The organism is Aeromonas sp. QDB30, from assembly GCF_027707645.1.
GTDB classification, from domain to species: Bacteria; Pseudomonadota; Gammaproteobacteria; order Enterobacterales; family Aeromonadaceae; genus Aeromonas; species Aeromonas caviae.
The window spans coordinates 1-26,631 of record NZ_JAPCIY010000026.1 but is presented as its reverse complement, the minus strand read 5'-3'; the positions used below and the strand labels follow the sequence as shown (position 1 = coordinate 26,631).

The window sequence follows — 26,631 nt, the reverse complement described above, 5'->3', positions numbered from 1 at the left end:
CAGCAAGACAACAAGTTCGAGGGCGGCCCATGAGCCGCCCCGCCCATGGAAGCAACACAAAACAACAAGGACACCCATTGGATCATCCGGAAATCTCGGCCGGCTGGCTGAGTCGCCTCTTCTATCGCTGGACCGGCCCGCTGCTGCGCAAGGGGCTGACCCAGCCCCAGGTCAGTCTCGACGATCTCTATCCCCTGCTGCCGGAAGACAGGCGCGACGGCCGCGCCGACGCCTTCCTCGCGCTCACCGCCCGCCAGCCGGTGCACCCCTGGCCCCTGACCGCCTTTATCTGGCGCCATTACAAGGGACGGATTGGCCTGCTCACCCTGCTGCAACTGCTCGGTATGCTCGCCACCCTGACCAGCCCCTGGCTGCTCAATCACAGCATGACCCAGCTCGGCACCGATGCCACCACCGGCCACAAGCTGCTGCTGGCCCTGGCCCTGTTCGCCTCCGTGCTCGCCGCCGGCATGCTGGCGGAGCACTCCTTGCAACTGGCCCTCAAGATGCACGTGCCCATCCGCCGTCTGCTGGCCGAATCCCTGCTCGCCAAGGTGATGAAGCAGGGTGGCAAGAGCTTCGACGACAGGGCCGGCGGCCGGGTTCAGAACCTCATCAACCGGGACGTGTGGGACATTACTTGGATTCTTGCGGACCCCGCCATGCCGATCACCATGGCGCTGCAACTCATCGGCACCATCGCCCTGCTGGTGTGGCAGGTGGGCAGTGCCGGTCTGGTGGGCTTCGCGGTGCTGGCCCTGCTGCTGCTCATCTCCACCCGGGTAGTACGGCGCATGAACCAGCAGGAGCAGCAGCTCAAGCGCCAGCAGGATGAGCGCAACGGCATCCTGGCGGAATACATCAAGAAGCTGAGGCTGGTACGCCAGAACGGGCTTGGCCCCTTCTTTACCCGGGCGGCCAACACCAAGCGCCAGCAGGAATTGGGGGTGCTGGGCCGGGTGCTCAGGCTCGATGCCATCAACGAAGGGCTGATGCTGAGCACTCCCCTGCTGGTGACCCTGGCCACCTTCACCACCTACCTGGCGTCGGGCAACACCCTCACCCTGCCCCAGGTGTTCACCACCATCGCCCTGTTTACCGTGCTGCGCATCCCCATGATGCGACTGCCCTACCTCATCCGCACCCTGATCAACTTCAACACCGGCTTCAACCGGCTGTGCGAGTTCCTGAACAGCCCGGAGCAGCACCGGGAACTCGATGATCCCGCCCTGCCAGCGGGGGCCCTCCACCTGGAAGGCGTCAGTGCCCTGCACCAGCAAAAACCGGTGCTCGAGGGAGCCAACCTCGCCATCGCACCGGGGGAGCTCGTGGGGATCACCGGGGCCACCGGGGCGGGCAAGAGCTGCCTGCTGCATCTGGTTGCTGGCTTTGACAGCGAGTTTGCCGGCAGCATCCGTCGCCACGGCCGGGTTGCCCATCTGGGCCACAAGCCCTGGCTGATGAACGACACCATCCGCAACAACATCCTGTTCGGCCAGCCCTGGCACGCCGAGCGCTATCGCTGGGTGCTCGGCGCCTGCGCCCTCACGGCCGATCTCGCGCTGCTCAGCCACGGGGATCAAACCCTGGTGGGGGAGCTCGGCACCCGCCTCTCCGGCGGCCAGCAGCAGCGGGTCGCCCTGGCTCGCGCCCTCTACGCCCGGGCCGATATCCTGCTGCTGGACAACCCCTTGTCTGCGCTCGACCCCATGGTCGCGGCCCAGGTACTGGAGCAGGGGCTCGCCTTCAAGCCGGGGCCGACCCGGCTGCTGGTGAGCCACGACCCGGATGTGCTGGCCAGGTGCGATCGGGTGATCCGCATCGAGCAGGGGCGCCTGGTGGAGCTCGATGCCCACCAGTTGGCGGATCTTGTCCAGCATCCCCAGCCCGCCCCGCCGGTGCCCCCTCAGGAGGCGGAGCAGTTCAGCGAGGAGAAAGTGGTGGAGGGCAAGGTGGACTGGGGGCTGTTTGGCTTCATGTGGCAGCGCCTCGCCGCCCCCGGAGCCATCCTGCTCGTCCTGCTGCTCACCCTGGGCCAGGAGGGGCTGCGCATCGCCTCGGATCTCTGGCTCGGCGGCAAGGCCGAGGTGAGCGACGTCACGACCCTGCTCGGCATCTATGTGCTGCTGGGGGCGGGCTCCCTCGCCTGCATCATGGCGGTGCGAGTCATCAACTACAAACTCGGCCTCAAGCTGGCCTGGACCCTGTTTGACGGCATGCTGGGGCGCATCAGCCGCGCCCCCATGGCCTTCTTCGACAAGGTGCCCCAGGGGCGCATCCTCAACCGCTTCGACCGGGATCTGGGGGAGGCGCAAGAGATGCTGCTCTCCATGCTGGTGGGACTGTTCGGCATGCTGGTGTCCGTGGCCTTGCAGGTGGTGGTGATCGGCATCAATATTCCCCTGCTGCTGCTCATCGCCCCCCTGGTGGGATGGGCGCTCTATGTGTTGCAGCGCCGCTACCGGGCGGTGCAACTCAAGCTGCGGCGCCAGTCCTCGGTGCTGCGCTCCCCGCTCTACATCAGCATCAGCGAGACCATCCGCGGCGCCCCCGCCCTGCGCCTGGCAGGGGTCGAGCGTTTCGCGCTGGACCAGGTGCTGCACCACTATGACAACAACCTGCGCAGCTGGTACACCACCACCTCCATCAACCGCTGGCTCGGCATGCACCAGACCCTGCTCTCCGCCGCCCTGGTGGGGGCCGTGGCACTCATGGTGGCCTTTGGCAACAGCCCGCTGCTGGGGGCTGTTGCCATCACCTATGCCTTTACCGCTTCCGCCATGCTCAACTCCCTCATCCGCACCTTTGCCGAAGTGGAACAGGTGATGAACGCGGTAGAGCGGGTGCGTGAATACAGCGAAATAGAGAGCGAGCGCCAGGAGGGAGAGGCACTCGCCACCCCTCACCCCGCAGTGCGCTTCGACAACCTAGGGCTGCGCTACCCCCAGACCAGCCAGTGGGCACTGCACAGGGTGAACTTCGAGCTGGCCCCAGGTGAAAAGGTGGGTGTGTGCGGGCGTACCGGGGCAGGCAAAAGCTCCCTGCTGGGGGTATTGCAGGCCATGTATCCCGCCTCCCAGGGGGAGATCTTCTACGGCAATCAGCCACTGTCACGACTTGCACCGGAGGCGGTGCGCGATCTCTACGATACCGTCTCCCAGATCCCGCTCACCTTCTTCGGTACTCTGCGGGCCAACCTGGCGCCCCTGACCGAGCATGAGGACGCCATGCTTGAGCAGGCGCTTGCCCGGGTGGGGCTGGCCGAGCGCTGCGCCGGACGGCTGGACGAGGATCTCGACAGGCTGCAACTCTCCGCTGGCGAGACCCAGTTGCTGGTGATCGCCCGCATCCTGCTGTCGCGCCGCCCGCTCATCGTGCTGGACGAGGCCACCTCGGACCTCGATCACGGCGGCATGCGCAAGATGGCGGAGCTGCTCTACCGCTACCGGCCGGAGGCCAGCTATCTGGTGATCGCCCACCATCTGGAACCGCTCTTGTCGGTGGACAAGGTGGTGGTGATGGAGGCCGGCACCGTGGTGGAGCAGGGTTCGCCGGTGAGCCTGCTGGCCAACTCCCACTCCCGCTTCCACCAGCTTTTTGCCGGCCAGGTCAACCGTCAGGTGCCCCAGACGGCATGAGCACCAACAATAACAAGGGCTGCCCGCGGGCAGCCCTTGTTGCTTGCAAAGAGCCTCAACGCTCCATGATCTGGGTGATGTCGTCCTTGTTGATATGCACCTCCCGCCCCTCTTCATCGTAATAGCGATACATGCCAGTGCTCTCGTCCAACCTGGGTTTGCTGTCGGTGGCAATCATCTTGCCATCCTTGGTGCTCATGATGTATTGGGAGCTACACCCCGCCAATCCCAACAGACAAACCAGCATCATCACAGCTTTCATCACTCTCCCCTTCTTCACGCTCACCCTGGCGGTGATAGGTGAAGCCTAGCTCAACCGGATGGCCCGTTTACCTTGATTGCAGCAACAGGATTCACAGAAAGAATCCACCTGCTATAGCCATTGAAAATGATCTATCAAGAAAAGAAAGACCGGACATCTGTCCGGCCTGCTCTGGATTATTAGTTACTTGCCCGGCTTGCGCTCGCCGGTGACGGTGGGATTGGCCGGATCCATGCTCCACTCGAACCATCCGCCATCGTAGACGCTGATCCGCTTCCAGTCCATCAACCAGGCGTAGAAGAACGCCTCGGAGGCGCGCCAGCCGGTGCCGCAGTAGAAAGCGGCCTGCTGGGTCGGCTCGATATTCCACTCATCCCACATGGCAAGGATCTCGCGGGCGGGCTTCATGGTGCCGTCCGGGTTGTGGAAGTCGCTCATGCTGTTGGCATCCACCCCGCCATGACCCCATCTGGCCCCGGGAATGTCCCCCTTGGGCTTGATGTAGCTGTAGCCCGAGGTATTGCCCACGAACTCGTCCCAGGTGCGCACGCTGACCAGGGCGCCGTCCGGCTGCTTGAGCAGGGCCTTGGCCTGGTCAAGGGTGGTGTAGTACTCGGGACGGGCGGGGATGGCCACGCCAAACTCCTTGGCCGGGGTGAACTTGTTGGCCAGCCCGGTCTCGGTGCGCAGATGCTGCACGAACCAGGCCTCCAGCCCGCCATCCAGCAGTCGCACATCCTCGACCCCCGCATACATCATCAGATGGGCCGCACGGGCCGCCGCCATGGTGTTGCGGCCATAGAGGATGACGGTGGTGTCATGACGGATGCCGTTCTCCAGCAGCAGCGCCTTGAGCGCCTCGTCAGAGACCTTGTTCCACAGCGGCTCCCCTTCCAGCCGGTTGGTGTCGATGTAGCCGGCTCCCGGAATGTGGCTCAGCAGATAGGCCTTGGGGGATCCCCAGTCCACCTCGAACACCTTCCACTCCCCCTTGGGGGCGGCGATGACCGGTTTGCCTGCCTGCAAGTCCGCCAGCCAGAGCGGATGGACCAGCTGCTTCCAGCGTGCCAGGTGCTCCCGGGGCGCCTCTTTCCATCCCTGCAGCTCGAACAGCTGCTTGATGCCCTGCTGGCGCAGCAGACGGGCCACCTCGGCCACCTCGCGAGGGGTCCCATAGAGGGCGACGGGTTTGTCGGCCTTCAACCCCTTGCTCGCGAGTGCCGCAGGCCACTCCTCGTCACTGTATTTCCACTCTGCGGAGAGCAGCTCGGCACCGGCCACATGGCCCCCCTGCTTCTCCCCGTCCATGGGCCAGCCCTGATAGAAATAGCTCGGGCGGGTATCCAGGATCACCGCCTCCTTCCCCTTGGCATCGGCCAGGGAGAGAGGGGGCAGCTCGGCGGCCAGGGCGGGCCAGGCACACCAGAGCAGCAAGGCGGTCAGGCCGCTTCGCCACAGTCCAGTCATTCGTTTCATGATGTCGTCTCGATGCATAGTGAAGAGAGTTAAAAAATGGAGCGGCCCAGGCGCTCGGCCAGCAGCTCCAGCGCCGCCGTCCCGGCCAGGGAGTTGCCCGCCTTGTTGAGCTCGGGTGACCAGACGCAGATGGAAAGCTCTCCCGGGATCAGCGCCATGATGCCGCCCCCCACCCCGGATTTCCCCGGCATGCCGACCCGGTAGGCGAAGTCGCCCGCCTCGTCATAGAGGCCGCAGGTGGCGAGCAGGGCATTGACCTGCTTGGTGGTCCGGGCTGGCAGCAGGGGCGTGCTCTCGCCAAGAGGGACGCCCCGGTTGGCCAGATAGACGAAGGCTCGTGCCAGATCGACGCAGCTCATGCGGATGGCGCAGGCATTGAAGTAGCTCTGCAATACTTTGTCCACCTCGTTCTCGAAGTTGCCATAGGCCTTCATCAGATAAGCGATGGCGGCATTGCGGGCGGAGTGCTGGTACTCGGAGCGCGCCACCACCTGATCCGCCATGATGGCCGGGTTGCCGCACAGGCGGCGTACCAGCTCCAGAGTGCGTTGGCGAGGAGCGGTGAGCCGGGTTTCCAGCAGATCGCTCACCACCAGGGCACCGGCGTTGATAAAGGGGTTGCGGGGAATGCCCTGCTCGAACTCCAGCTGGACGAGGGAGTTGAACGGCTGACCGGAGGGCTCCTTGCCCACCCGAGCCCAGATCTCCTCCTCCTGATAGAGGGTCAAGGCCAGCGTGAGGCTCAGGGCCTTGGAGATACTCTGGATGGAGAAGGGCTCGAAAGCGTCACCTGCGGTGAACAATTCCCCTTCAACGGTACAGACCGCGATCCCCAGCCGGTCGGCAGGCACCTGGGCCAGGGCGGGAATGTAATCGGCCACCTTCCCCTGCCCGAGCAGCGGACGCACCTCTTCCAGGATGCCGGCCAGTAATTCGGATGACAACACCATTGGCTATTCCATGACGTGAAACGAGGCGGGGCCAGCCCACCGACAAAAATCCCGCCGGCGGCGGGATTTTCTATCTGCCCGGGAGGCAGTCAGATATCAGGCCGGCTCGCCGTACCAGAGATCGAACAGCTCGGTGACCACCACGGCCTCCAGCCCTTTGCCTTGCAGCCAGGTCTGAACGGCGGAACGGTCTTCGTCGGTGCACTTGCCGAGCTGCTGGGTGCAGATCATCCCTTCCCAGGCCAGGTGACCCGAGCCGGCGAAGGCCAGCTTGCGAGGCTCAATCACCTCGTCGATCAGCGCATCGACCACGGCATCAATGGTCTCTTCGGCGGTGCCGACCGGGAAGTTGAAACTGATGTCGAACCCCATTTCCTGGAATTCATCGACGCGCAGTTTCTTACGCAGACGGCGGCTACGGTTGGCCATGATAGCTCCTTAGTTGATACGTTGACTCAGTTGACTCGTTTGAAAATCAGATCCCAGACACCGTGGCCCAGACGATGGCCACGCTGCTCGAATTTGGTCAGGGGGCGCCAGTCGGGACGGGGCACCCAGTTGCCGGTGGCGGAGGTGTTCTCGTACCCCTCGGCGGCACTCATCACCTCCAGCATGTGCTCGGCGTAGTTCTCCCAGTCGGTGGCCATGTGGAAGACGCCACCGATGGCAAGCTTCTGGCGGATATCCTGGGCAAAGGCAGGCTGCACGATGCGACGCTTGTGGTGGCGGCTCTTGTGCCAGGGGTCTGGGAAGAAGAGCTGCAGGCAGGAGAGAGAACCGTTCGGGATCATGTGCTCCAGCACTTCCACCGCATCGTGGCAGATGACGCGCAGGTTGGTGACGCCCGCCTCCTGGGCGGTGCCAAGGCAGGCGCCTACACCCGGAGAGTGCACCTCGATGCCGATGAAGTTCTTCTCGGGGGCGTTCTTGGCCATCTCCACCAGGGAGGCGCCCATGCCGAACCCGATCTCCAGCACCACGGGTGCCTCGCGGCCAAACAGGGCCACCATGTCGAGCGGCTCTGGTGCGAAATCGATGCCCATGACCGGCCAGAGCTCTTCCAGGGCCTTCTCCTGCCCTTTGGTCAGGCGGCCTTCGCGACGGACGAAGCTGCGGATCTTGCGCATGAACTTGCCGTCTTCGTTAAACACATCTTGGGTCACAGACATAGTAAATTGCTCGTTATTGCATCGCTCTGGAACAGAGCCGACATAAATGGATCGCTCGTTATTGCATCAGTTCGCAAAAACAGGGGAGCGAATTATCCCAAGATAGGCACAAGGCGCAAGTGTTTCCCACAACAAATCCCCCGGGACTGCCCACATCCACCGACAAGGTTGACAAATGCCACCCCCTTCACAGAATCTGCCGGACGTCAGGTTCATCCTGACGCGGAAAAATAAAACCATATACAACAAAGGATTGCAGTATGAAGAAAACCCTCTTGGCCCTCGTCCTGCCTGCCCTGCTGGCCGGTTGCAACCCCTCTGACAACGACTCCCAACCCCCTGCCCCCGCAGCTCAGGCCCATGAATTTCTGGTGCAACTGAGCTCTGGCGCAGAAGGGATAGGCGCTCGTCCCACAGGCACCGAGGCCGAAACCCGCGCCGCCGCCTGGATCCAGGATCACCTGGCCGGTTGGGGCTACGAGGTGCAGAACCAGCCGTTCACCTACACCCGGGGCGGCACCGAACGCACCTCCCAGAACATCGTCGCCGAGCTCAAGGGTCAGAGCGACAGGGTGATCCTCATCGGTGCCCACTATGACAGCACCGGCGAGAAGAAAGGATCCGAAGGCGCCACCGACAACGGGGCTGGCGTCGCCGCCCTGCTGGCGGTTGCCGAGGCACTCAAGGGAGAGACCCTGCCCTACACGGTGCGTTTCGCCTTCTTCGGCGCCGAGGAGAACGGCCTCAACGGATCCAAAGCCTATGCCGCCAGTCTCGACACCGATGCCGTCGCCAAGCTGCTGGCCATGGTGAACTACGACACCATCGCCGGGGGTGACATCGTCTATGTCCACTCGGCCCACTCCGACGTGGCCGAGTACAACTGCACCGACCCGAGCCGCTACAGCTTCGATCCCAAGGTGCGCGATCGCCTGCTGGCCATCTCCCAGCAGACCGCCACCCCGTTCGCCATCCACCCCAGCTACAGCGGCTACCCGGAAGGGGAGACCGGCAGCTGGTCCGATCATGCCCCCTTTGCCTGCCTGGGGGTGCCCATCGCCTACGTGGAGGCCACCAACTTCACCATCAACGGGGAAGATGGCTATGACGGCTACTCCCAAAGCACCAATCCGGCGCTGTGGGACTGCTACGACGACGCCACCAAGAGCGCCTGCGACCGGGACAGCGAGACCCAGTGGGGCAAGATCTGGCACACGGAGCATGATCGCCTCGACAAGATGGCCGAGCTCTTCCCGGGCCGGATTGAGCAGCAGCTCGGGGCCAATACCGACCTGATGATCCGCTTCCTCAAGACGCCGGGGCTCTGACCCCCATCCCGCCCGATGCCCCCCTGACAGGGGTTTTTGCGCCCCTGACCGGGGTCGGGACGATAAAATTCGGGCAGGTGCCAAACCTGCCCTTTTTTATGGATTTTTGTGACAGCCATTGCCTCATTTCTGAAATCTGATACAAACGGATAACCTGGCGGTTGAATGGAGCGACCGCCACCTAGTCAGAGAGAACCCTATGCAGCCGTTTTTTGCCCAGCGCTTCGAGAAGGTCGAGCCTTCCTTTATCCGCGAAATCCTCAAAGTTGCCGCCAATCCGGAGATCATCTCCTTCGCCGGCGGCCTGCCCAACCCTCATCTGTTCCCGGTCAAGGCCATCGAGCAAGCGTGCCAGGACGTGCTGCGCGAGCAGGGAGCCGCCGCGCTGCAATACGCCACCACCGAGGGCTTTGCCCCGCTGCGCCAGTTCATCGCCGACCGCTACCTGAGCCGCCACGGCATGACCGTCAATCCTGACAACATCCTCATCACCAGCGGCTCCCAGCAGGCGCTGGATCTGCTGGGCAAGGTGCTGGTGAACGAGGGGCAGGATCTCATCATCGAAGAGCCGGGCTACCTTGGCGCCATCCAGGCGTTCTCCGTCTATCAACCGAATTTCAAGCCCATCACCCTGGCGGAAGAGGGGCTGGATCTGGCCGCGCTGGATGCGCTGCTGGAGCAGGGCTCCAGCGCCAGGCTGCTCTACGGCGTGCCCAACTTCCAGAACCCGAGTGGTGTATCCTACAGCCGCGCCAACCGGGAAGCCCTGGCGGAGCGCCTGGTGCGCCACGATCTGCTGATGGTGGAAGACGACCCCTACGGCGAGCTGCGCTTCGAAGGGGAGCACCTGCCCCCCATCGCCAAGCTGGCCCCCCACAACACCGTACTGCTCGGGTCCTTCTCCAAGACGGTGGTACCCGCCTTCCGCCTGGGCTGGATGGTGGTGCCGGACTGGCTGCGCAAGAAGGTCACCATCGCCAAGCAGGCCACCGACCTGCACAGCAACGCCTTCAGCCAGCAGGTGCTGCACCGCTTCCTGACCGACAACTCCCTCGACGCTCACCTGGAGAAGATCAAGGAGGTCTATGGTCGCCAGCGTGCCGCCATGGAAGCCGCCCTCGCCCGCCACTGTCCGCCCGGCGTCAGCTACACCCGTCCCGAAGGGGGCATGTTCCTCTGGCTGACCCTGCCGCCCAGCGTCAGTGCCATGGCCCTGTTCGACGAGGCCATCAAGGAGAAGGTTGCCTTCGTGCCCGGCGCTCCCTTCTATGTGCGCCCCGAAATCCAGAACACCCTGCGCCTGAGCTTCTCCTGTGTGGATGAGGCGACCACGGAAGAGGGTGTTCAGCGTCTGTGCCGCGCCCTGGCCCGCATGCTCTGAGCCATCCGGCCATAAAAAAACCAGCGACCCGGTCGCTGGTTTTTTTTGCCTCGCGCTTGCCCCTCAGCGCCCCTGTGCTGCCAGTTGGCTGACAAACTCCTTCATGGGCATGGGCCTGCCAAACAGGTAGCCCTGCAGGAAGGTCACCTCGCGGGCCTTCAGATAGTCGGCCTGCACCTGATTCTCCACCCCTTCCGCCACCAGTTGCAGACCGAGCCGGGTCGCCAGATCGATGACGTTCTCCACGATGTGGCTGGAGAGCGCGTCCGACCCAATCATGCCGACGAAGCTCTGATCGATCTTGAGGAAGTCGACCTGGAAGGTCTGCAGGTAGGTCAGGCTGGAGTGGCCGGTGCCGAAATCGTCGATGGCGATGAAGACCCCGAGGGCATGCAGCTCGGCAAAGAGCCGGTCCGTCGTCTCGTCCGCCACGATGAGCTCGCGCTCGGTCAGCTCCAGCACCAGCTTGATGGGATTCCCCTTGAAGGCGTTGATGAAATCCCGGCAATCTTCCACCAGGCTCAGATCCTTGCAGTGGCTGGCGCTGATGTTGAAGCCGAAGTGGAACCCTCGCGGCAGATGGTGCGCCTTGCCCGCAAACTGTTCGCGCACCTGCGCCATCAGCAGCCGGGTCATGGGCACGATGAGACCACTGTCCTCTGCCAGGGGAATGAAGCGATCCGGCGAGATCATCCCCTGACGGGGGTGTTGCCAGCGCATCAGCACCTCGCAACCGCTCCATTGGCCGTCCTCCCCGTTCACCACAGGTTGCAGATAGGGGATGAACTCCTGCTGGGAGAGTGCCCGTTTCAGCTCCTGGGCCGGCGAAGTCGAACGGCCCATCAGCCAGAAGACCGCCATCCCGAGCAGCAGGCTCAGCAGAGGATAAATAATGACGCCCACCTTGGAGTAGTCCCAGATGTGGGCACGGTACTCATCCACCGACACCGTGGTCACTACCTTGAACGGGTACCTGGTCGAGACCTGTTCGAGATAGCCATTGCGGTCCTTGGGGATCAGCTTGTCGGTGAGCTCGCTGTTTCGCAGCAGCATCTCGTTGCCGACCACCAACCCCAGTGGGGAGTTGCGGCTCAGCATGTCCAGGATGTTGAGCAGGTAGTAGCCGTCGACCCCTACCAGCACGCTGAACTCGCCCACCTCTTCCCGGTAGGCGATGAGGGGACGATTCGGGGTGACCGGGTTGCCCTTCATCAGGTCGAGCCTGCCCCCGACATAGTCATCCAGTTTGATGCCGCCATCGACCGGGCCATAGAGGGAAGAGCAGTAGATCCGATCCCCCCTGGCCAGGTTGACGCTACGCACATCCGGCACCGTGGCCACCTGATCCCTGAGCCCCTGCACCACCTCGAGACAGGGCCTGCCCAGGCTGCCGGTGAGGGCCGACGCCGCCAACTGGGCATTGTCCAGAGTGCGGTCGAACATGACCCTGGCATGTTCCAGGCGCGCCACCGCATCCTGTTTCACACCGGTGGCGGTCTGCCAGATGACGATGACGAGCCCAAGGAGCATGGGCAACAGACCGGCCAGCAAGGCACAGAGCAGCCGGACATAGAATTGACGCACCTTCAAACGTCGAAATGGCATAACGGCCCTCATGAACATGGCGAAAAAGCGCTCGAGTTTACCCGCTGGCGCCCGTTTGGCAAGCCGGAATGAGCCCCTGATACCGCCGCGCCACGGCGCCCCCCGTGGTCGCAACGCCCGGCAACCCCGTGGACAAAGGGGGCGGCGTCTTGGGAGACAAAAATCATAATGCTCATAAAAACAGGAGCTTGTCCATCGGGCACCCAGGCTCTAGAGTAGACCCTAGAGCGTCAGGGAGGCAGGACATGAAGATACTGATCACGGGGGGCACGGGGTTTATCGGCCGCCGTCTGGTGGCACACCTCAAGGTGGCGCACGAAGTAGTCGTGCTGACCCGCCAGGGCAGCCGGGCCTACGAGCTGCTCGGCCACGATGTCACCCTGCTGGACAGTCTGGACAGGCTGGATCACCTCAATGACGTGGACATCGTCATCAACCTGGCCGGCGAACCCATCGCCGCCGGACGCTGGAGCGAGTCCCGCAAGCAGTTGCTCTGCAACAGCCGCTGGCTGCTGACCGAACAGCTGGTGGATCTCGTCAAACTCTCCAGCACGCCCCCCAGATTGCTGCTCAATGCCTCCGCCATCGGCTGGTATGGCCGCCAGGATGACGCCCCTCTGGATGAAACATGCCAGAGCCCTCACGACGAATTCACCCACCGTCTCTGTCAGCAGTGGGAGCAGCTTGCCCAGCAGGCCCGCTCGGCCCAGACCCGGGTCTGCATCCTGCGCATCGGCCTGGTACTCGGCATGGAGGGGGGCGCCTTGCCCAGGATGCTGCCCCCTTACCGCCTGGGCCTCGGCGGCCCCATGGGCAGCGGCACCCAGATGATGAGCTGGATCCACGTGCAGGATCTGGTGCGGGCCATGCTGTTTCTCGTCGAGCACGGCGAGTGTGACGGCATCTTCAACGGCACGGCCCCGCAACCGGTCAGCAATCGCCGGTTCAGCGAGACCCTGGCCGCCACGCTCCATCGCCCGCACCTCTTCTTCGTACCGGCCCCCCTCCTGCGACTCCTGATGGGAGAGGCGGCGGATCTGCTGCTCACCGGACAGCACGTGCTGCCCGCCCGCTTGCAGCAGGCCGGTTTTCACTTCAGCTTCCCGGCCCTGCCCGGCGCTCTGGACAATCTGCTGCACTCACCCCGTTGACCCAATGACACATCCCGACCAAGGTCGGGATGTGTCGAGCCATCAGAGCAGCCCCTGCCCCAGTCCCCTGAGCCGGTCGCTCAGGGTACCCGCCAGCAGTTGGCGGCGCATGCCCTGTCCGGCCAGGGTCACCAGCACGGCCCCAAGCAGGGGGAGTGCAGCCCAGATGGCCCAGTGGAACTGCCACTGCGCCCCCTCCCACCACCACTGCAGACCGAAGGAGCAGAGCTCCACCACCATGGCGGCGCAGAGCCCTGCCAGGGCACCGCTCGCCACCAGCTCCCAGCGCAGCATCTTCTCGAGCAGGGCGCTGCCCGCCCCCAAGGTGCGCATCAGCAGCAGCTCCCGGCGCCGATGGGCCATGCCGGCCTGGGTCTGGGTCAGCAGCACCAGCAGGGCGGCCACCGTCACCAGCCCGAGCATCAACCCCAGGGCGCGGCTCACCTGATCGGAGACCAGGGTGAGGCGGCCTATCAGATCCTCCACATCGATGAGGCTCACCGTGGGGTGGCGGCGGATGAGTTCCACCTCTGCCCCTCGCCCCTCAGGCGGCAGACGATAGCTGCCGAGCCAGGTCTGGGAGAAGGGGGCCAACACATCCGGCGAGAAGATCATGTAGAAGTTCGGCCTCATGTTGTCCCACTTGATGGACCTCAGGCTGGTCACCCTGGCCTCGAACGCCTGCCCCTCTATGGTGAAGCCGAGCACGTCGCCGAGCGCGATGCCGAGCCGTCCCGCCAGTGCCTCGTCGACGGAGACCTCCCCCTTGCCGGCCAGCCATTGACCGGCAGTGACCTTGTTGTCGGCGGGCAGGGCCGATGTGGTGGTGAAGTTGAGCTCTCTGTCCACCCCCTCCCGCGCCGCATCCTCCCCCACCGCCTCACCGGCGATACGGGTCAGGCGCCCGCGCACCATGGGGTAGAAGTCCGAGGTGATGGCCCCGGCCTGGTGCAAATCGGCCAGGATCCCTTCCCGCTCGCTGTCCGCCACATTGACCAGAAAGCGGTTCGGGGCATCGGCAGGCAACCGGGTGGAAAAATCCTCCAGCAGATCGACCCGCGCCGCCCACAGCAGCCCGAACAGCATCAGGGCCAGGGCGAAGCCCGCCAACTGGAACAGACCACTGCCCCGCTCCCGGGAGAGGTGATTGATGGCCAGGCGCAGGGCATGGGGCCCCTTGAGCCGACTGCCAAGACGCAGCAGCACGGAGGCGAGCAGGGCCAGCAGCGCCATCAACACCCCCATGCCACCGATGAGCCCGCAGGCCAGCCTGATGTCGGCGGTAAAGCCCCACACCAGGGCAAACAGCCCGATGAGCCCCACGGGCACCGTCAGCCAGGGGGGGATCCCCGCCTCCAGTTCCCGGCGCAGCACCCGCAGCGGCGGTACCTTGAGCAGCCTCAGGAAGGGAACGAACGCCAGCATCAGGGTGATGAAGAAGGCGACCGCGAGGCCCAGGGCGAAGGGTCGCCAGGAGGGGGGCGGCAGATCCGCAGGCAGCAGCTCCCCCAGCAGGTTCAGGGTCAGCCACTGCATGGCGCTGCCCGCCACCAGCCCCATCAGGGCCCCCACCAGGGTCAGGGAGAACAGCAGGGTGCCCATCAGTTGCCACAGGGTGCGCCGTGAGGCCCCCAGGGTCTTGAGCAGGGCCACCATGTTGGTCTGGCGCTCGGCGAAATGGCGCACCGCTATCCCCATGGCCAGGGCGCCGAGCAGCACGCCGGCAAGGGATGCCAGACGGAAGAAGCGCTCGGCATTGCCCAGGGATTTCCCCACCTGGGTACCCTGATCGTCGGGTTTGACGAGCTTCTGCCCGGCGCTCAGCCTGGGGTTGAGCCAGGCCTCATAGCGGGCGATGGCGTCGCGGGGCCCCTTGACGAGATAGCGCCACTGCTGGCGACTGCCCGGCAGCAGGGCCCCGGTCGCCTCGATATCGGCGCTGTGGATCAAGGCCCTTGGCGCCATCTGGAAGGGACTGAACCCCTGATCCGGCTCCTGGCCCAACTCCCCAGCCACCGTCAGCCGAGTGTTGCCGACCTCGAGTACCTCCCCCACCTTGGCGCCGAGCAGCTGCATCACCCTGGCGGAGAGCCAGATCTCGCCGGGCGCCGGGGCGCGCTGGGGAGTGAGCTCCAGCTTGCCGTAGAAGGGAAAATCCCCGGGCACGGCGCGGATGGAGGCCAGTTGCAGGGTATCGCCGTGAAACAGCATGCTGTTGAAGCTGACCGTGGTCTGCACGGCAAGCCCCTCCTGATGCGCCTGCGCCAGCCACTCTGCCGGTGCCGGCGTCGCGGAGCGCAGCACCCTGTCCCCTCCGATGAAATCCCGCCCGGAGGCCTTGAGCCCCGCATCCAGCCGATCCGCCACCAGAGCCACGCTGAGCACGCAGGCGACGCTCAGCGCCAGCGCCAGCACAAACCAGCGCAGCTCGCCACTGAACCCTTCCCGGCGCAGCAGCTTCAATCCCAGTCGCCACTGACTCATGACGCCTCCCTCACCGTCCATGCTGCTGCCAGCGATCCCCTGGTGCAGCTCTGTCTCCACTGACTCATGACAGCTCTCCCACCCTGGCCGCCATGACAGCCTGTGCCTCCAGCCGCCCGGCTGACATCACCAGCTGCCGCTGGCAGCGCTGGGCCAGCTCATGGTCATGGGTCACCACCACCAGGGTGGTGTTGTGCTCGCGGTTGAGACGAAACAGCAGTTCGATCACCGTCTCCCCGGTCTTGCTGTCGAGGTTGCCGGTGGGCTCGTCCGCCAGCAGCAGGCTGGGGCGGGTCATGAAGGCACGGGCAATGGCGACCCGCTGCTGCTCGCCGCCGGAGAGGCGCGGCGGCAGGTGGTGCAACCGCTCTCCCAGACCGACCTGGGCCAGCAGCTCCCGGGCACGGGGCTCGCTGTCGGTCTCCCCCCGCAGCTCGGCCGGCAACATGACGTTCTCCAGGGCGCTCAGGGTGGGCAGCAGCAGGAACGACTGGAACACGAACCCCACCTGCTCGGCCCGCAGCCTGGCGCGTCCCTCCTCGTCCAGCCGGGTGAGGGAGTGGCCGAGGATCTCTATCTCGCCGCTGCTCGGCAGATCGAGACCGGCCAGCAAACCGAGCAGGGTGGACTTGCCGGAACCGGACGCACCGACCAGCGCCAGCGTCTCGCCGGTATTGACTTGCAGATCGATCCCTTCAAGGATGGTGAGGCTTTCCTGACCGAGGCGAACGGTTTTTCCGAGCCCCCTGACGGCGATAATGGGCGTTGAACTCATCTTGGGTATCCTGTTTGCCTGAACCTGTAATGACAATAGAACGTGGGAGTTGACTGCATGATGCGTCTCTTGTTTGCCGTGAGTTGCCTGTGCTGCTGGGCAGCGTCCGTCCAGGCCCAGACCCTGCTGGTACTGGGCGACAGCCTGAGTGCCGGCTACCAGATGCAGGCCGAACAGAGCTGGCCTGCCCTGCTCAATGAAAAGTGGCAGCAGCAGGGGGGAGAACACACCCTCATCAATGCCAGCATCAGCGGTGAAACGACCCAGGGCGGCCTGGCTCGCCTGCCCGCCCTGCTCGAAACCCACAAACCGGACTGGGTGTTGATCGAACTCGGCGCCAACGACGGGCTGCGGGGATTTGCTCCCGCCATCACCCGGGCCAACCTGACCAAGATGATCGAGCTCACCCGGGCGCACCAGGCGAAGACGGTGCTGACCCAGATCCTGCTGCCCCGCAACTATGGGGCGCGCTATCTGCAACAGTTCGAGCAGATCTTCCCGGATCTTGCCAAGGCCAACGACCTGCCGCTGATGCCCTTCTTTCTGGATGATATTGTGCTGCGCCCTGAACTCATGATGAACGATGGACTGCACCCGACGGCCGCCGCCCAGCCCCGGATCCGCGACAAGGTCGCCCGCTTTGTCGAGCCTCTGCTGACTCAGTAGCCCGGTGGCCGGGCCCATGGCCCTTCCCCTTGCCCAGCAAAAAGCCCCCGCATGGCGGCAATGCTGTTCAGATAAGCACTTTTTTGACTGATTATTCATAAATTGGATTTGAGTTGAGGGGGCAAGGCTGTGTCCAGTCGATCTTCCTCCAGCCTTTATCCAGCGGGGCTTGCAATAGAAAGAGGGAGGCATCATGCCTCCCTCGATTTTTTGTCCTGATACTACGTGGACTGGAACTCAAATTCTCTTAAGTGAACAGCATTGCCCGCATGGCGGAGGCTTTTTCATGGTTCGGCGTGCCGGGTTCAACGGCCCAGGATCTGCCGCATCCGCTGCTGGGCCACGTCCACCAGCAAGTCGGGCTGGAATTTGGAGATGAAGCGATCACACCCCACCTTCTTGACCATGGCCTCGTTGAAGTTGCCGCTCAGAGAAGTATTCAGGGTGATGAAGAGATCGGACATGCGCGGATCGCTGCGCACCTCGTGAGTCAGGCGATAGCCATCCATCTCCGGCATCTCGGCGTCCGTGATCATCAGCATGATCTCGTCGGTCACCTTCTTGCCCGCATCGCACCACCCCTTGAGCAGCTTGAGGGCCTGCAAGCCGTCCTGGCACTCGATGACCTCGAGCCCGAGCTGGGCGAGAGTCTCGCGCACCTGGTTGCGGGCCGTGCTGGAGTCATCGACGATGAGCACCCGGCGTCCCTGCATCTGGGGCAGGATCTCCTCGTCCAGCACCTCGGACGAGATACGCACGTCATAGGTGATGATCTCCGCCAGCACCTTCTCCACGTCGATGATCTCGACGATCTGGTCGACGCCCCCTTCCGGGATGCGGGTAATGGCGGTGAGGTAGTTGGCACGACCCGCCGAACGGGGCGGCGGCAGTATGTCCTTCCAGGTCATGTTGACGATGTGGGCCACCTGCCCCACCAGGAATCCCTGAATGGTGCGGTTGTACTCGGTGATGATGAGGTTGGACTCCTGATCGATGGCCATGGGACGCATCCCGATGGCACCGCGCAGGTTGATGACGGGGATGGAGACGCCGCGAATGTTGGCAACACCGCTGATGTTGTGGTGGGACCCCGGCATCTTGTTCAGATGAGGCAGCTTGACCACTTCCCGCACCTTGAAGACGTTGATCGCAAACAGTTGCTGGGCACCCAAACGGAACATCAGCAGTTCCAGGCGATTCTCCCCTACAAGCTGGGTACGTTGATCCACTGAATCCAATATGCTCGCCATATAACGCCCTTACGTCCATTTCCCGAAATTGCCCCGCACCGGAGCTGCGACATGCCAACCAGCCCCGCTTTCCCTGTCGGGACAACGCAAGCCTATATAGAAATAATGAAAAGCGTCGAGGAAAGATAGGATCTTGACCACGGGGCGTGATCATCGCCCCATCACTGCCTCATGGCAAGCACAGCCACGCACCGGCCCCGACAACAAGGGTATCGACCACACAGGGCCATTGCTGAACCCCGGCGTGCCGCTCTTGTCATCCAGCGCGGTCCGCCAGCAACAAAAAGACCGGCCACATGGGCCGGTCCTGGGATGTGCAGTGCGTCCGGGACGACTTAGAAGTTGTACTGCAGGGCCACAGCGACGATGTCGTCGGTGGACTTGTTCAGGCTGTTCTTGCCGGTGGAACCCACTTCGTCCAGCAGGTTGATCTTGTAGTCCACGTAGGCATTGAAGTTGTCGGTGAAGTTGTACCAGGCACCCACGGAGACGTATTCGGTCGCGGTGTCATCGATGCCGTGAGCGCTGTCCTTCACGTCGGTACGCAGGTAGGCCAGGGAGGGCTTGAACTTCGGCGTGATGTTGTACTGCACGACCGCTTCGTAGCCATCCATCTTCTCGGCGTAACCGCGCAGGGAGCCGGTGTCCACGAAGAGGTGATCTTCACCGTGGGAGTAGGTGGCAGCCATGTAGAGGTTGCCGACGGCGTACTTGGCGCCCACCCCGAACAGCTTGGCGTCGCTGTCGCCGCCGAAGCTCACGTTCTCGGCCTGCTCGTCGGTCTTGCCTGCCTGGTTGTAGGCAGCACCCAGGCTCAGGCCCATGTTGAAGTCATAGTTGGCAGAGAGAGCATACCCCTCGGAAGAACCTTTCGGGCTCCAGGTGCTGTTCGGGCCGACGCGCTCGCTGCGGCTCGCGTTCTGCGGGTCGTTGTTGCCGGTGAACTGGGCACCCAGGGTCAGCCCCTGCCAGTTGTACATGTACTGGGCCAGGCCGTTGGTACGACCGGTGCCGAACACCTCGGTGTCCTTGCCCAGACCATCACCACCCCACTCCGGCAGCACGTCGGTGTAGTTGTTCACCGCCTTGGTGAACAGACCGTCCTGGCGACCGTAGCTGAAGGCACCGAAGCGATCGTGCTTGATGCCCGCATAGGCGTAACGCAGCTCGTCGTTGTCAGAACCGGAGACCGGCAGGTTGTACTCGGCGAAGCCGAACGCGGTCAGATCCTCGTCAACCTTGGTTTCACCTGCGATGTGCAGACGCAGGTAGCTGGCATCGCCTTCGGTGGCATTGTCATCGGTGCCGTAGTACATGCCGTTGACGCGGCCGCCGATGTCCAGTTTGGTACCATTCTGATCGTAAACGTTGGCGGCCTGTGCACCACCGGCCAGCAGCAGGCTGGAGATGGCCATCGTCAATGCTGTCTTTTTCATTGTTCTTTCCTCAGGTGTAAGCACTCTCTGTCAGACCAGAGTTCGGTCGTGATGATCGGTTGATGTGCCGATGGCCTAAGGTAGATCCGGAAACCTTGATGGGAACTGAAGCGGCGAACGATTAATTATAAAAGCGTCAATTCGAGCTGACGCCGCGACACATAGTGTCACGCGAAATAATTTTTGCGGAACTTATGACCAAGAAAATCAATATAGCAATACAAGTGATCTATAAAGCGGGATAAATGCAGTTTAATCCTTCAACAAGGCGAGAAGCTGGGAAGCCCTGCCGGGCGACACGGGCTCCCCGCACACCTTCCCCGCCCCGTCAGACCGGCTGCCAGCCGCGCATGACCCTCAGCAGGTCCTTCCAGCTCACTATGCCCACCAGGGCGCCGTTCTCCAGCACAGGCAGACAGGAGATCTGGTGCTCCAGCATGAGGCCGGCGGCCTCTTTCAGGGAGCGTTCGGGGGAGACGGTGATGGGTTCACGGCTCATGATCTGGTGGGCGCGCCGGTTGAGGGTCTCGGTGTCCCGGTTCATCTCGGCATCCGTGTCCAGATAGGGGCTGATGGCACGCAGCAGATCCCGGTCCGAGATGACCCCCACCAGCTCCTCTTCTTCCACCACCAGAAGGTGGCGGAAATGGGCCTGCTCGAAGATCTCCTTGATGACGCTCAGCCTGTCATCCATGGAAACGGTCGCGACCCGGGTCGTCATGATCTCTTTAATCAACATGGTCAGCCTCCTGCCCCCCAGATGTCTCTGTTATGACACGTTTTTCCGGCGGCAGCCATCCCCCCCGCCCTCAAGTGCAAATTTGTGTCATTTCACGTAAGATCCGCGCCAGTTTCTCTCCTTCAATCGAGCCAAGCAGACCCATCCATGATAGTTGCCAGTCAAATCGAACTGATCCGCGGCGGCCGCACGCTGCTGGACAACGCGTCCGCCACCATACACCCCGGCCACAAGGTGGGCCTGGTGGGCAAGAACGGCTGTGGCAAGTCCACCTTCTTTGCGCTGGTGCGGGGCGAGCTGGCCATCGACAACGGCAGCTTCAGCCTGCCCGCCGGCTGGCAGATTGCCGGCGTGGCCCAGGAGACCCCGGCGCTGGACTGCTCCGCCCTGGAGTACGTGATCGACGGCGACAAGGAGTTCCGCGCCCTGGAGGCCGAGCTCGCCCGGGCCGAGGCGGATGACAACGGTCTGCTGGTGGCCGAGCTGCACGGCAAGCTCGATACCATAGGTGCCTACAGCATTCGCGCCCGCGCCGCCGAGCTGCTGCACGGTCTGGGTTTTGGCGGCGATCAGCTCGACTCGCCGGTCAGAAGCTTCTCCGGTGGCTGGCGCATGCGCCTGAACCTGGCCCAGGCGCTGCTCTGCCGCTCCGATCTGCTGCTGCTGGATGAACCGACCAACCACCTGGATCTGGACGCCGTCATCTGGCTGGAGAAGTGGCTCAAGGGCTATCAGGGCACGCTGGTGCTCATTTCTCACGACCGCGACTTCCTCGATTCCGTGGTGAATCGCATCATCCATATCGAGAACGGCAAGCTCAACGAATACAGCGGCGGCTACTCCGACTTCGAACTGCAACGGGCCGAGCACCTGGCCCAGCAGCAGTCCATGTACGAGAAGCAGCAGCGGGAGATGGCCCACATGCAATCCTATGTGGACCGCTTCCGCTACAAGGCCTCCAAGGCCCGTCAGGCCCAAAGCCGGCTCAAAGCCATGGAGCGGATGGAGAAGATCCTGCCCGCCCACGCCGACTCCGAGTTCAGCTTCGAGTTTCGCGAGCCCTCCGCTCTGCCGACCCCGCTCATCGCCATGGAGAACCTCAGCGCCGGTTACGGCGACAAGGTGATCCTGGAGAAGATCAAGCTCAACCTGGTGCCGGGCTCGCGCATCGGCCTGCTCGGTCGCAACGGCGCGGGCAAGTCCACCTTCATCAAGATGCTGTCGGGCTCCAACCCGCCCCTCTCCGGCAAGCTGGAGGTGAGCGCCGGGGTGAGTATCGGCTACTTCGCCCAGCATCAGCTCGAGACTCTGCGCCTTGATGACAGCCCCCTCGATCACCTGGTGCGCCTCGCGCCGGACAAGACCGAGCAGGAGCTTCGCAACTACCTCGGCAGCTTCGGTTTTCACGGCGACAAGGTACTCGACAAGGTGGCCCCCTTCTCCGGCGGTGAGAAAGCGCGGCTGGTGCTGGCCCTCATCACCTGGCAAAAGCCCAACCTGCTGCTGCTGGATGAACCGACCAACCACCTGGATCTGGAGATGCGCCACGCCCTGACCATGGCCCTGCAAGGGTTCGAAGGGGCCATGGTGGTGGTCTCTCACGACCGTCACCTGCTGCGCACCACCACGGATGACTTCTATCTGGTCCACGGCGGCCGGGTCGAGCCCTTCGATGGGGATCTCGACGACTACCACAAGTGGCTCGGCGAGCAGGAGAAAGAGGCCAATGCCAAGCCGGCAGATGGCACTGTCTCCGCCAACTCGGCGGTGGCGCGCAAGGATCAGAAGCGCCTTGAGGCCCAGTTCCGGCAAGCGACCCGGCCGCTGCGCCAGAAGCTCGAGAAGCTCGAAACCAGCATGGAGAAGCTGCAGGCCAAGCTGGCCGCGGTGGAAGAGCAGCTCGCCGATCCCGCCATCTATGAAGAGAGCGCCAAGGGCAAGCTCTCCGAGCTGCTCAAGTCCCAGGGCCCCCTCAAGGAGGAGCTGGAGCACGTCGAGCTGGAGTGGATGAGCCTCTCTGAAGAGCTGGAAACCATGGAGCAGGCCTTCTTTGCGTGATGAAGCCTTGATGGCCAGCGAGCGGGTCAGCCCCGACGCCCTGCCCACCCCTTCCGAGTTCTGGACATGGAGCACAGGCGCCTATGGCCAGCGCAGCCAGGACTGGCTCCACGTGCAAAGCATGGGGGGCAACGTCAACCTGGCACTCCTGCTGCACCACCTCGACCTGCTCCGGATCCCGGTCGACCTCACGGACTTGCAACCGGCCCTGGTACAGACCGAGGCGGTGCTGCTCCCCTGGCGCACCCTGCGCCAGCAGGCCAAGTCACGGGTGGGGGCCGAGGAGTACCAGACCATGCTGGCCCACGAACTGGAGCTGGAGCGGCTGCAACAGGGGGTCTTGCTGCAGACCCTGCGCACCCTCGCCCTGTTTCGCGGCGACAGCCGCAACCTGTTTCACTATCTATCGTTACTGGGTGCCCAGCAGGGCCCCCTCAGAGATCTCATATGCTGAGCTACCGCCACGCCTTTCACGCCGGCAACCACGCCGACGTGCTCAAACACGCCGTCCAGGCCCTGATCATCGAGTCCCTCAAGAAGAAGGAGAAACCCTTCATCGTGCTGGACACCCATGCCGGTGGCGGTCTCTACGACCTGCGCGGCGACTGGTCCCAGAAGAAAGCGGAATACGCCGACGGGATCAAACGCCTCTGGGATGAGCGGGCCCAGTGGTCTGCCATGGCCCCCTATCTGGGTGTCATCGAGGAGATGAACAGCGATGGCCAGCTGCACTACTACCCCGGCTCGCCGGAGCTCTCCCGCCGCCTTATCCGCGATCAGGACAAGCTGGCGCTGATGGAGCTGCACAACAACGAGGTGGAGGATCTTCGCGCCAACATGGGGTACGACCCCCGCGTCGCCGTCCACCATCGCGACGGCTTCGAGGGGCTGGTGGCCCTGCTGCCCCCCACCCCGCGCCGTGGTCTGGTGCTGATCGATCCCCCCTATGAGCTCAAGGAAGATTACTTCGCCGTGGTCGATACCCTTAAAAAAGCGCAAAAGCGCTGGGCCACCGGCATCTACGCCCTCTGGTATCCCATCCTCGGGCAAGAGGCGGACAAGTCCCGCGACATGCTCAAAGCGATCAAGCGGGAGAACTTCGGCAACGTCCTGGTGGCGGAGCTGGAAGTGGCCGGCCAGACTGCCGATTGGGGCATGAACGGCTCCGGCATGCTCATCGTCAGCCCCCCCTGGATGCTGGACGAGCAGATTGAAGCCTTCCTCAAGCCGTTGTGCGCCAAGCTGGCGCAAGGCGCCGGCGCCCAGTACAGGGTGGAGTGGCTGAACAAGGCCGAGGCCTGACCCTCGGAACCACAGAAAATGAAAAAGGGCCTGTCACAGCAGGCCCTTTTTCATTGGGGCTGATGACCCGGCACGTTCACGCTGGCCAGCTGCTCGGGCAGGCGGCTCGCCAGCCAGTCGATGGCAAGCCGGGTCTTGAGGGGCAGATGCGGTCCATGGGGCCAGAGGGCGTTGATGGGATAGCGCCGACCCGGCAACCGGGCCAGCAGCTCGCGCAGCTCGCCCCGCTCAAGGTGGGGCCGCGCCAGCCAGGTCGGCAGCCAGGCGAGACCAAAGCCCGCGATGGCCGCCTGGGTGATGGCGTTGAGATCGTCCATCTGCAACCGCCCTCTGGGCTGGACTTCGCGCCATGCCTCGGCCTCCTGCCACCACCACGACAGCACCCGCCCCTGGCGCAGATAGGCAATGCACTCATGATCCGGTAGCTCAGCCAGGGTCACAGGTTCCCCCCGCTCGGCCAGATAGGCGGGCGAGGCGCAAAGCGTCATGCCGTGCTCCCCGAGCCTGCGTGCCGCCAGATCCAGGCTGTCCGGCGGCTCTGCGTTGCGGATCACCAGATCCACCCCCTCCTCCACCAGATCCACCTTGCGATCGCTGAACGACAGCTCCAGGGCCAACCCGGGATACGCCTTCGCCAGCGCCAGCAAAATGGGGGCCACGCACTGCTGGCCGAACAGCACCGGCATGGAGACCTTCAATCTGCCGTTGAGGGTGAGCTTGTTGCTGGCCAGCGCCGTTTCCCCAAGACGCACCTCCTCCAGCGCCCGCAGGCAGTGGCGATAGAAGAGCGCCCCCTCCTCGGTCAGGCTCTGGCTGCGGGTAGTGCGATGAAACAGTTGCACGCCGAGACGCAGCTCCAGCCGCGCCACCCCCTTGCCCACCGCCGAGCGGGTGAGGTGGAGCCGCTCCGCCGCCTGGGCGAAGCTGCCCGCCTCCACCACGGTGGCGAAGAGATCGATGCCGTTGAGCGTGTTTGCCATCTATTGCATACCTTTTGGAGCCAATATGGCGAAATAGTATCAGCACTGCGGAAAAAAATGACTGGTAAGCTCCCTTCATTCTTCACACGTTTCAGATGGAGTTCCCCTCATGAGCCAGATCCTGCTGCTGCAATCCAGCCTCAACGGCCCCGCATCCCGCACCAACCAGTTGATGAAGCACTTCCTGCAAACACGCCGGGAGCAGGGCCACCAGGACCAGGTAGTGGTGCGCGACCTGACCGCCCTCGACTTGCCCGCCCTCGACAGCCCGTTGTTTCACGCCCTGCGGGGGGCTGAACCTGCCAATGAGGCCATCCGGCAGGCGGTGGCGCTGTCGGATCGGCTGATTGCCGAACTCAAGGCCGCCGACCTGCTGCTGATCGGCGCCCCCATGTACAACCTCAATGTACCGACCCCCCTCAAGAACTGGTTCGATCTGGTGGCACGGGCCGGGGTGACTTTCCGTTACACCGACACCTACCCCATGGGGCTGGTGGAGGGGGTCAACGCCCTGGTGTTCAGCAGCCGCGGCGGCGTGCATCAAGGACAGACGACGGATGCGGTCACCCCCTACCTCCAATCCGTGCTCGGCCTGATGGGCATCACGGAGGTGGAATTCGTCTACGCGGAGGGAATGGATCTGCGCCCCCACGGGGCGGAACAGGGAATGCGCGAAGCCCATGCTCGGATCGCTGGCCTCGGCAGGTAGGGCCATCACCCGATCTTGCCCCTTCCAACCGGCCACCTGCTACGCGGGACATTCCAAGTAAAAAAGCCCCGCAAGGGGCTTTTCTATGACTGCGGCAGTGGTGGCTGAAGAGACTAGGCTTGCCTGGCATCGGCGCCTGCGGGCATGTCCCGCCAGAGCGCCAGAATGAGCAGCGCCAGCAGGGCAAAGGGCGGCACCAGGCAGAGCAGCACGCACAGGAAGGTGACAAGCCTCGGGTGGCGGCTCTTGCGCCGGGCCAGTCGCCAGGCCACCACGCCGACGACGATCATCAGCAGCAGCATGAAGAGAACAAACAGGTTGGAGTTGATGGTCATGAAAGCTCCTTTTTCATGGAAAAAGGCACACTCTAGCGCCGTTGCGGTCCCGGGCAACTCCCTATCTGGTGGTGCCTTCCTGGTCGATAGGCATTTTCTATTTCGCCAATAGATGAGAATGATTTTCATTTGATGGAATTCTGGGTGATACTGCCTTCATCGCCAGAGGAGACACCACCATGAAAAAGACCATCAGCTTCGCCATCCTGCACTTTTGTGTCGCCTTCACCGTGGCTTACCTGCTGACCGGCGAACTGCTCACCGCCAGCCTGATCGCCCTCATCGAGCCCGCCGTGAACACGGTCGCCTTCTACTTCCACGACCTTGGCTGGCACAAGCTCAAGCCCCACCACAGCCTGCAGGCCAAGACCAGCAGCTTCGCCCTGGTCCACTTCTCGGTGGCCTTCGGTGTCGCCTACCTGCTGAGTGGCGAGCTGCTCACCGGCGGCGTGATGGCACTGATCGAACCTGCCATCAACACCGTCGTCTTCTTCTTCCACGAGCGGCTGTGGCGCAGCCGCCAGCAGCTGGCTCTGGCCTGAGGGAGGGGCAACTGCCCTTCCCCCTGAACAAGCCTCTCTCCCCCGGCCAGGGGACCACTCCCTGCCGTACTGACCAATTTGTTGATCCCGCCCCAACATTTATCACCTCGCCCTTCCCCTGCGCCCCTCTCTCGCTACCATACCCGAATGGCAATCCAAGCCTCGTCGGAGTCACCCATGAGCCCTCTCCGCCATCCCCGTTGGTTACCAAGCAGCAGACTGGAAGCTGAAATTCAGGGGCGGTAGCCATGTCATCGGCTTGCCAACTCCTGCCGATCACAGCAAGGGGCGACCGGCGACTCATCCACAACATGCTAAGGAAGGTGCGAACAAGTCCCTGATATGAGATCATGTTTGTCATCTGGAGCCATGAAAAAGGGTTCATCATGAGTCAT

At 63.5% G+C, this 26,631-nt stretch carries 23 protein-coding genes; 10 read left to right on the top strand and 13 right to left on the bottom strand.

Annotated features, from left to right (window positions below):
* The first annotated feature begins 77 nt into the window (after positions 1–77).
* Entirely contained in the window at positions 78–3,638 is a 3,561-nt protein-coding gene (locus PG896_RS10195) for an ATP-binding cassette domain-containing protein (RefSeq protein WP_201922242.1), read from the top strand.
* 55 nt (positions 3,639–3,693) lie between these two features.
* Here the strand turns inward: PG896_RS10195 and PG896_RS10190 are convergent, their stop codons facing one another.
* From PG896_RS10190 to trmB, 5 genes are all read right to left on the bottom strand, one after another.
* Positions 3,694–3,900: a YgdI/YgdR family lipoprotein gene (locus tag PG896_RS10190; protein WP_048207004.1), complete on the bottom strand. Its 207-nt coding sequence runs from the start codon at positions 3,898–3,900 to the stop codon at positions 3,694–3,696.
* Positions 3,901–4,083: 183 nt separating this feature from the next.
* Positions 4,084–5,367, bottom strand: a complete 1,284-nt coding sequence (locus tag PG896_RS10185; protein ID WP_392389674.1) for a sulfurtransferase — start codon at positions 5,365–5,367, stop codon at positions 4,084–4,086.
* A 38-nt stretch (positions 5,368–5,405) separates the two neighbouring features.
* On the bottom strand, positions 5,406–6,326 hold the full coding sequence (gene glsB, locus PG896_RS10180) for a glutaminase B (RefSeq protein WP_010675499.1): 921 nt from the start codon (positions 6,324–6,326) through the stop codon (positions 5,406–5,408).
* 96 nt (positions 6,327–6,422) lie between these two features.
* Positions 6,423–6,755 carry a YggL family protein gene (locus PG896_RS10175; RefSeq protein ID WP_039040181.1) on the bottom strand — a complete coding sequence of 111 codons (333 nt, stop codon included), beginning with the start codon at positions 6,753–6,755 and terminating at the stop codon, positions 6,423–6,425.
* Between the two features lie 26 nt (positions 6,756–6,781).
* Positions 6,782–7,495 (bottom strand): tRNA (guanosine(46)-N7)-methyltransferase TrmB, encoded by a 714-nt coding sequence (gene trmB / locus PG896_RS10170; protein ID WP_010675501.1) that lies wholly within the window; start codon positions 7,493–7,495, stop codon positions 6,782–6,784.
* A 260-nt stretch (positions 7,496–7,755) separates the two neighbouring features.
* Between trmB and PG896_RS10165 the strand changes: the two genes are divergently transcribed.
* Together PG896_RS10165 and PG896_RS10160 are read left to right on the top strand one after the other, a co-directional pair.
* On the top strand, positions 7,756–8,823 hold the full coding sequence (locus tag PG896_RS10165) for a M28 family metallopeptidase (protein ID WP_124814375.1): 1,068 nt from the start codon (positions 7,756–7,758) through the stop codon (positions 8,821–8,823).
* Between the two features lie 199 nt (positions 8,824–9,022).
* Positions 9,023–10,204, top strand: coding sequence for an aminotransferase-like domain-containing protein (locus PG896_RS10160; RefSeq protein WP_041212430.1), 1,182 nt, complete (start codon positions 9,023–9,025; stop codon positions 10,202–10,204).
* A gap of 63 nt (positions 10,205–10,267) precedes the next feature.
* Here the strand turns inward: PG896_RS10160 and PG896_RS10155 are convergent, their stop codons facing one another.
* Positions 10,268–11,809: an EAL domain-containing protein gene (locus PG896_RS10155; protein ID WP_201922247.1), complete on the bottom strand. Its 1,542-nt coding sequence runs from the start codon at positions 11,807–11,809 to the stop codon at positions 10,268–10,270.
* Positions 11,810–12,054: 245 nt separating this feature from the next.
* Here PG896_RS10155 and PG896_RS10150 point away from each other — a divergent pair, with 245 nt between their 5' ends.
* Entirely contained in the window at positions 12,055–12,960 is a 906-nt protein-coding gene (locus PG896_RS10150; RefSeq protein ID WP_124812904.1) for a TIGR01777 family oxidoreductase, read from the top strand.
* 42 nt (positions 12,961–13,002) lie between these two features.
* On the opposite strand, the gene PG896_RS10145 is transcribed toward PG896_RS10150, so the two are convergent.
* Positions 13,003–15,444 carry an ABC transporter permease gene (locus tag PG896_RS10145; protein WP_201872626.1) on the bottom strand — a complete coding sequence of 814 codons (2,442 nt, stop codon included), beginning with the start codon at positions 15,442–15,444 and terminating at the stop codon, positions 13,003–13,005.
* 64 nt (positions 15,445–15,508) lie between these two features.
* Positions 15,509–16,219: an ABC transporter ATP-binding protein gene (locus PG896_RS10140; RefSeq protein WP_042016058.1), complete on the bottom strand. Its 711-nt coding sequence runs from the start codon at positions 16,217–16,219 to the stop codon at positions 15,509–15,511.
* 57 nt (positions 16,220–16,276) lie between these two features.
* On the opposite strand from PG896_RS10140, the gene PG896_RS10135 reads away from it, so the two are divergent.
* The gene (locus PG896_RS10135) at positions 16,277–16,885 is read left to right on the top strand and encodes an arylesterase (protein WP_039040186.1); all 609 of its coding nucleotides are present in this window, start codon (positions 16,277–16,279) and stop codon (positions 16,883–16,885) included.
* Positions 16,886–17,190: 305 nt separating this feature from the next.
* Here the strand turns inward: PG896_RS10135 and PG896_RS10130 are convergent, their stop codons facing one another.
* The 3 genes from PG896_RS10130 to PG896_RS10120 all read right to left on the bottom strand — a co-directional run bounded on the left by PG896_RS10130 (position 17,191) and on the right by PG896_RS10120 (position 20,310).
* Positions 17,191–18,135 carry a chemotaxis protein CheV gene (locus PG896_RS10130; protein WP_041212426.1) on the bottom strand — a complete coding sequence of 315 codons (945 nt, stop codon included), beginning with the start codon at positions 18,133–18,135 and terminating at the stop codon, positions 17,191–17,193.
* A gap of 335 nt (positions 18,136–18,470) precedes the next feature.
* A complete protein-coding gene (locus PG896_RS10125) occupies positions 18,471–19,571 on the bottom strand; it encodes a porin (RefSeq protein WP_043156284.1) in 1,101 nt (366 codons plus the stop codon).
* A 328-nt stretch (positions 19,572–19,899) separates the two neighbouring features.
* Positions 19,900–20,310: a CBS domain-containing protein gene (locus PG896_RS10120; protein WP_010675511.1), complete on the bottom strand. Its 411-nt coding sequence runs from the start codon at positions 20,308–20,310 to the stop codon at positions 19,900–19,902.
* 147 nt (positions 20,311–20,457) lie between these two features.
* Here PG896_RS10120 and PG896_RS10115 point away from each other — a divergent pair, with 147 nt between their 5' ends.
* The 3 genes from PG896_RS10115 to PG896_RS10105 are packed head-to-tail and all read left to right on the top strand — an operon-like array spanning position 20,458 to position 23,670.
* The gene (locus PG896_RS10115) at positions 20,458–22,368 is read left to right on the top strand and encodes an ABC transporter ATP-binding protein (RefSeq protein WP_010675512.1); all 1,911 of its coding nucleotides are present in this window, start codon (positions 20,458–20,460) and stop codon (positions 22,366–22,368) included.
* Positions 22,361–22,822 carry a DUF2390 domain-containing protein gene (locus tag PG896_RS10110; protein ID WP_039040190.1) on the top strand — a complete coding sequence of 154 codons (462 nt, stop codon included), beginning with the start codon at positions 22,361–22,363 and terminating at the stop codon, positions 22,820–22,822. The genes PG896_RS10115 and PG896_RS10110 overlap by 8 nt, the downstream gene beginning before the upstream one ends.
* The gene (locus tag PG896_RS10105; protein ID WP_042879855.1) at positions 22,816–23,670 is read left to right on the top strand and encodes a 23S rRNA (adenine(2030)-N(6))-methyltransferase RlmJ; all 855 of its coding nucleotides are present in this window, start codon (positions 22,816–22,818) and stop codon (positions 23,668–23,670) included. Before PG896_RS10110 ends, PG896_RS10105 begins: the two co-directional genes overlap by 7 nt.
* 50 nt (positions 23,671–23,720) lie before the next feature.
* Here the strand turns inward: PG896_RS10105 and PG896_RS10100 are convergent, their stop codons facing one another.
* A complete protein-coding gene (locus PG896_RS10100) occupies positions 23,721–24,650 on the bottom strand; it encodes a LysR family transcriptional regulator (RefSeq protein ID WP_270835674.1) in 930 nt (309 codons plus the stop codon).
* A gap of 109 nt (positions 24,651–24,759) precedes the next feature.
* On the opposite strand from PG896_RS10100, the gene PG896_RS10095 reads away from it, so the two are divergent.
* Positions 24,760–25,359, top strand: coding sequence for an FMN-dependent NADH-azoreductase (locus PG896_RS10095; RefSeq protein WP_270835673.1), 600 nt, complete (start codon positions 24,760–24,762; stop codon positions 25,357–25,359).
* Positions 25,360–25,472: 113 nt separating this feature from the next.
* Here PG896_RS10095 and PG896_RS10090 read toward each other — a convergent pair whose 3' ends face one another.
* Positions 25,473–25,694: a hypothetical protein gene (locus PG896_RS10090; RefSeq protein WP_201873092.1), complete on the bottom strand. Its 222-nt coding sequence runs from the start codon at positions 25,692–25,694 to the stop codon at positions 25,473–25,475.
* 179 nt (positions 25,695–25,873) lie between these two features.
* Here PG896_RS10090 and PG896_RS10085 point away from each other — a divergent pair, with 179 nt between their 5' ends.
* A complete protein-coding gene (locus PG896_RS10085; RefSeq protein WP_203762989.1) occupies positions 25,874–26,236 on the top strand; it encodes a DUF2061 domain-containing protein in 363 nt (120 codons plus the stop codon).
* Positions 26,237–26,631 lie beyond the last annotated feature (395 nt).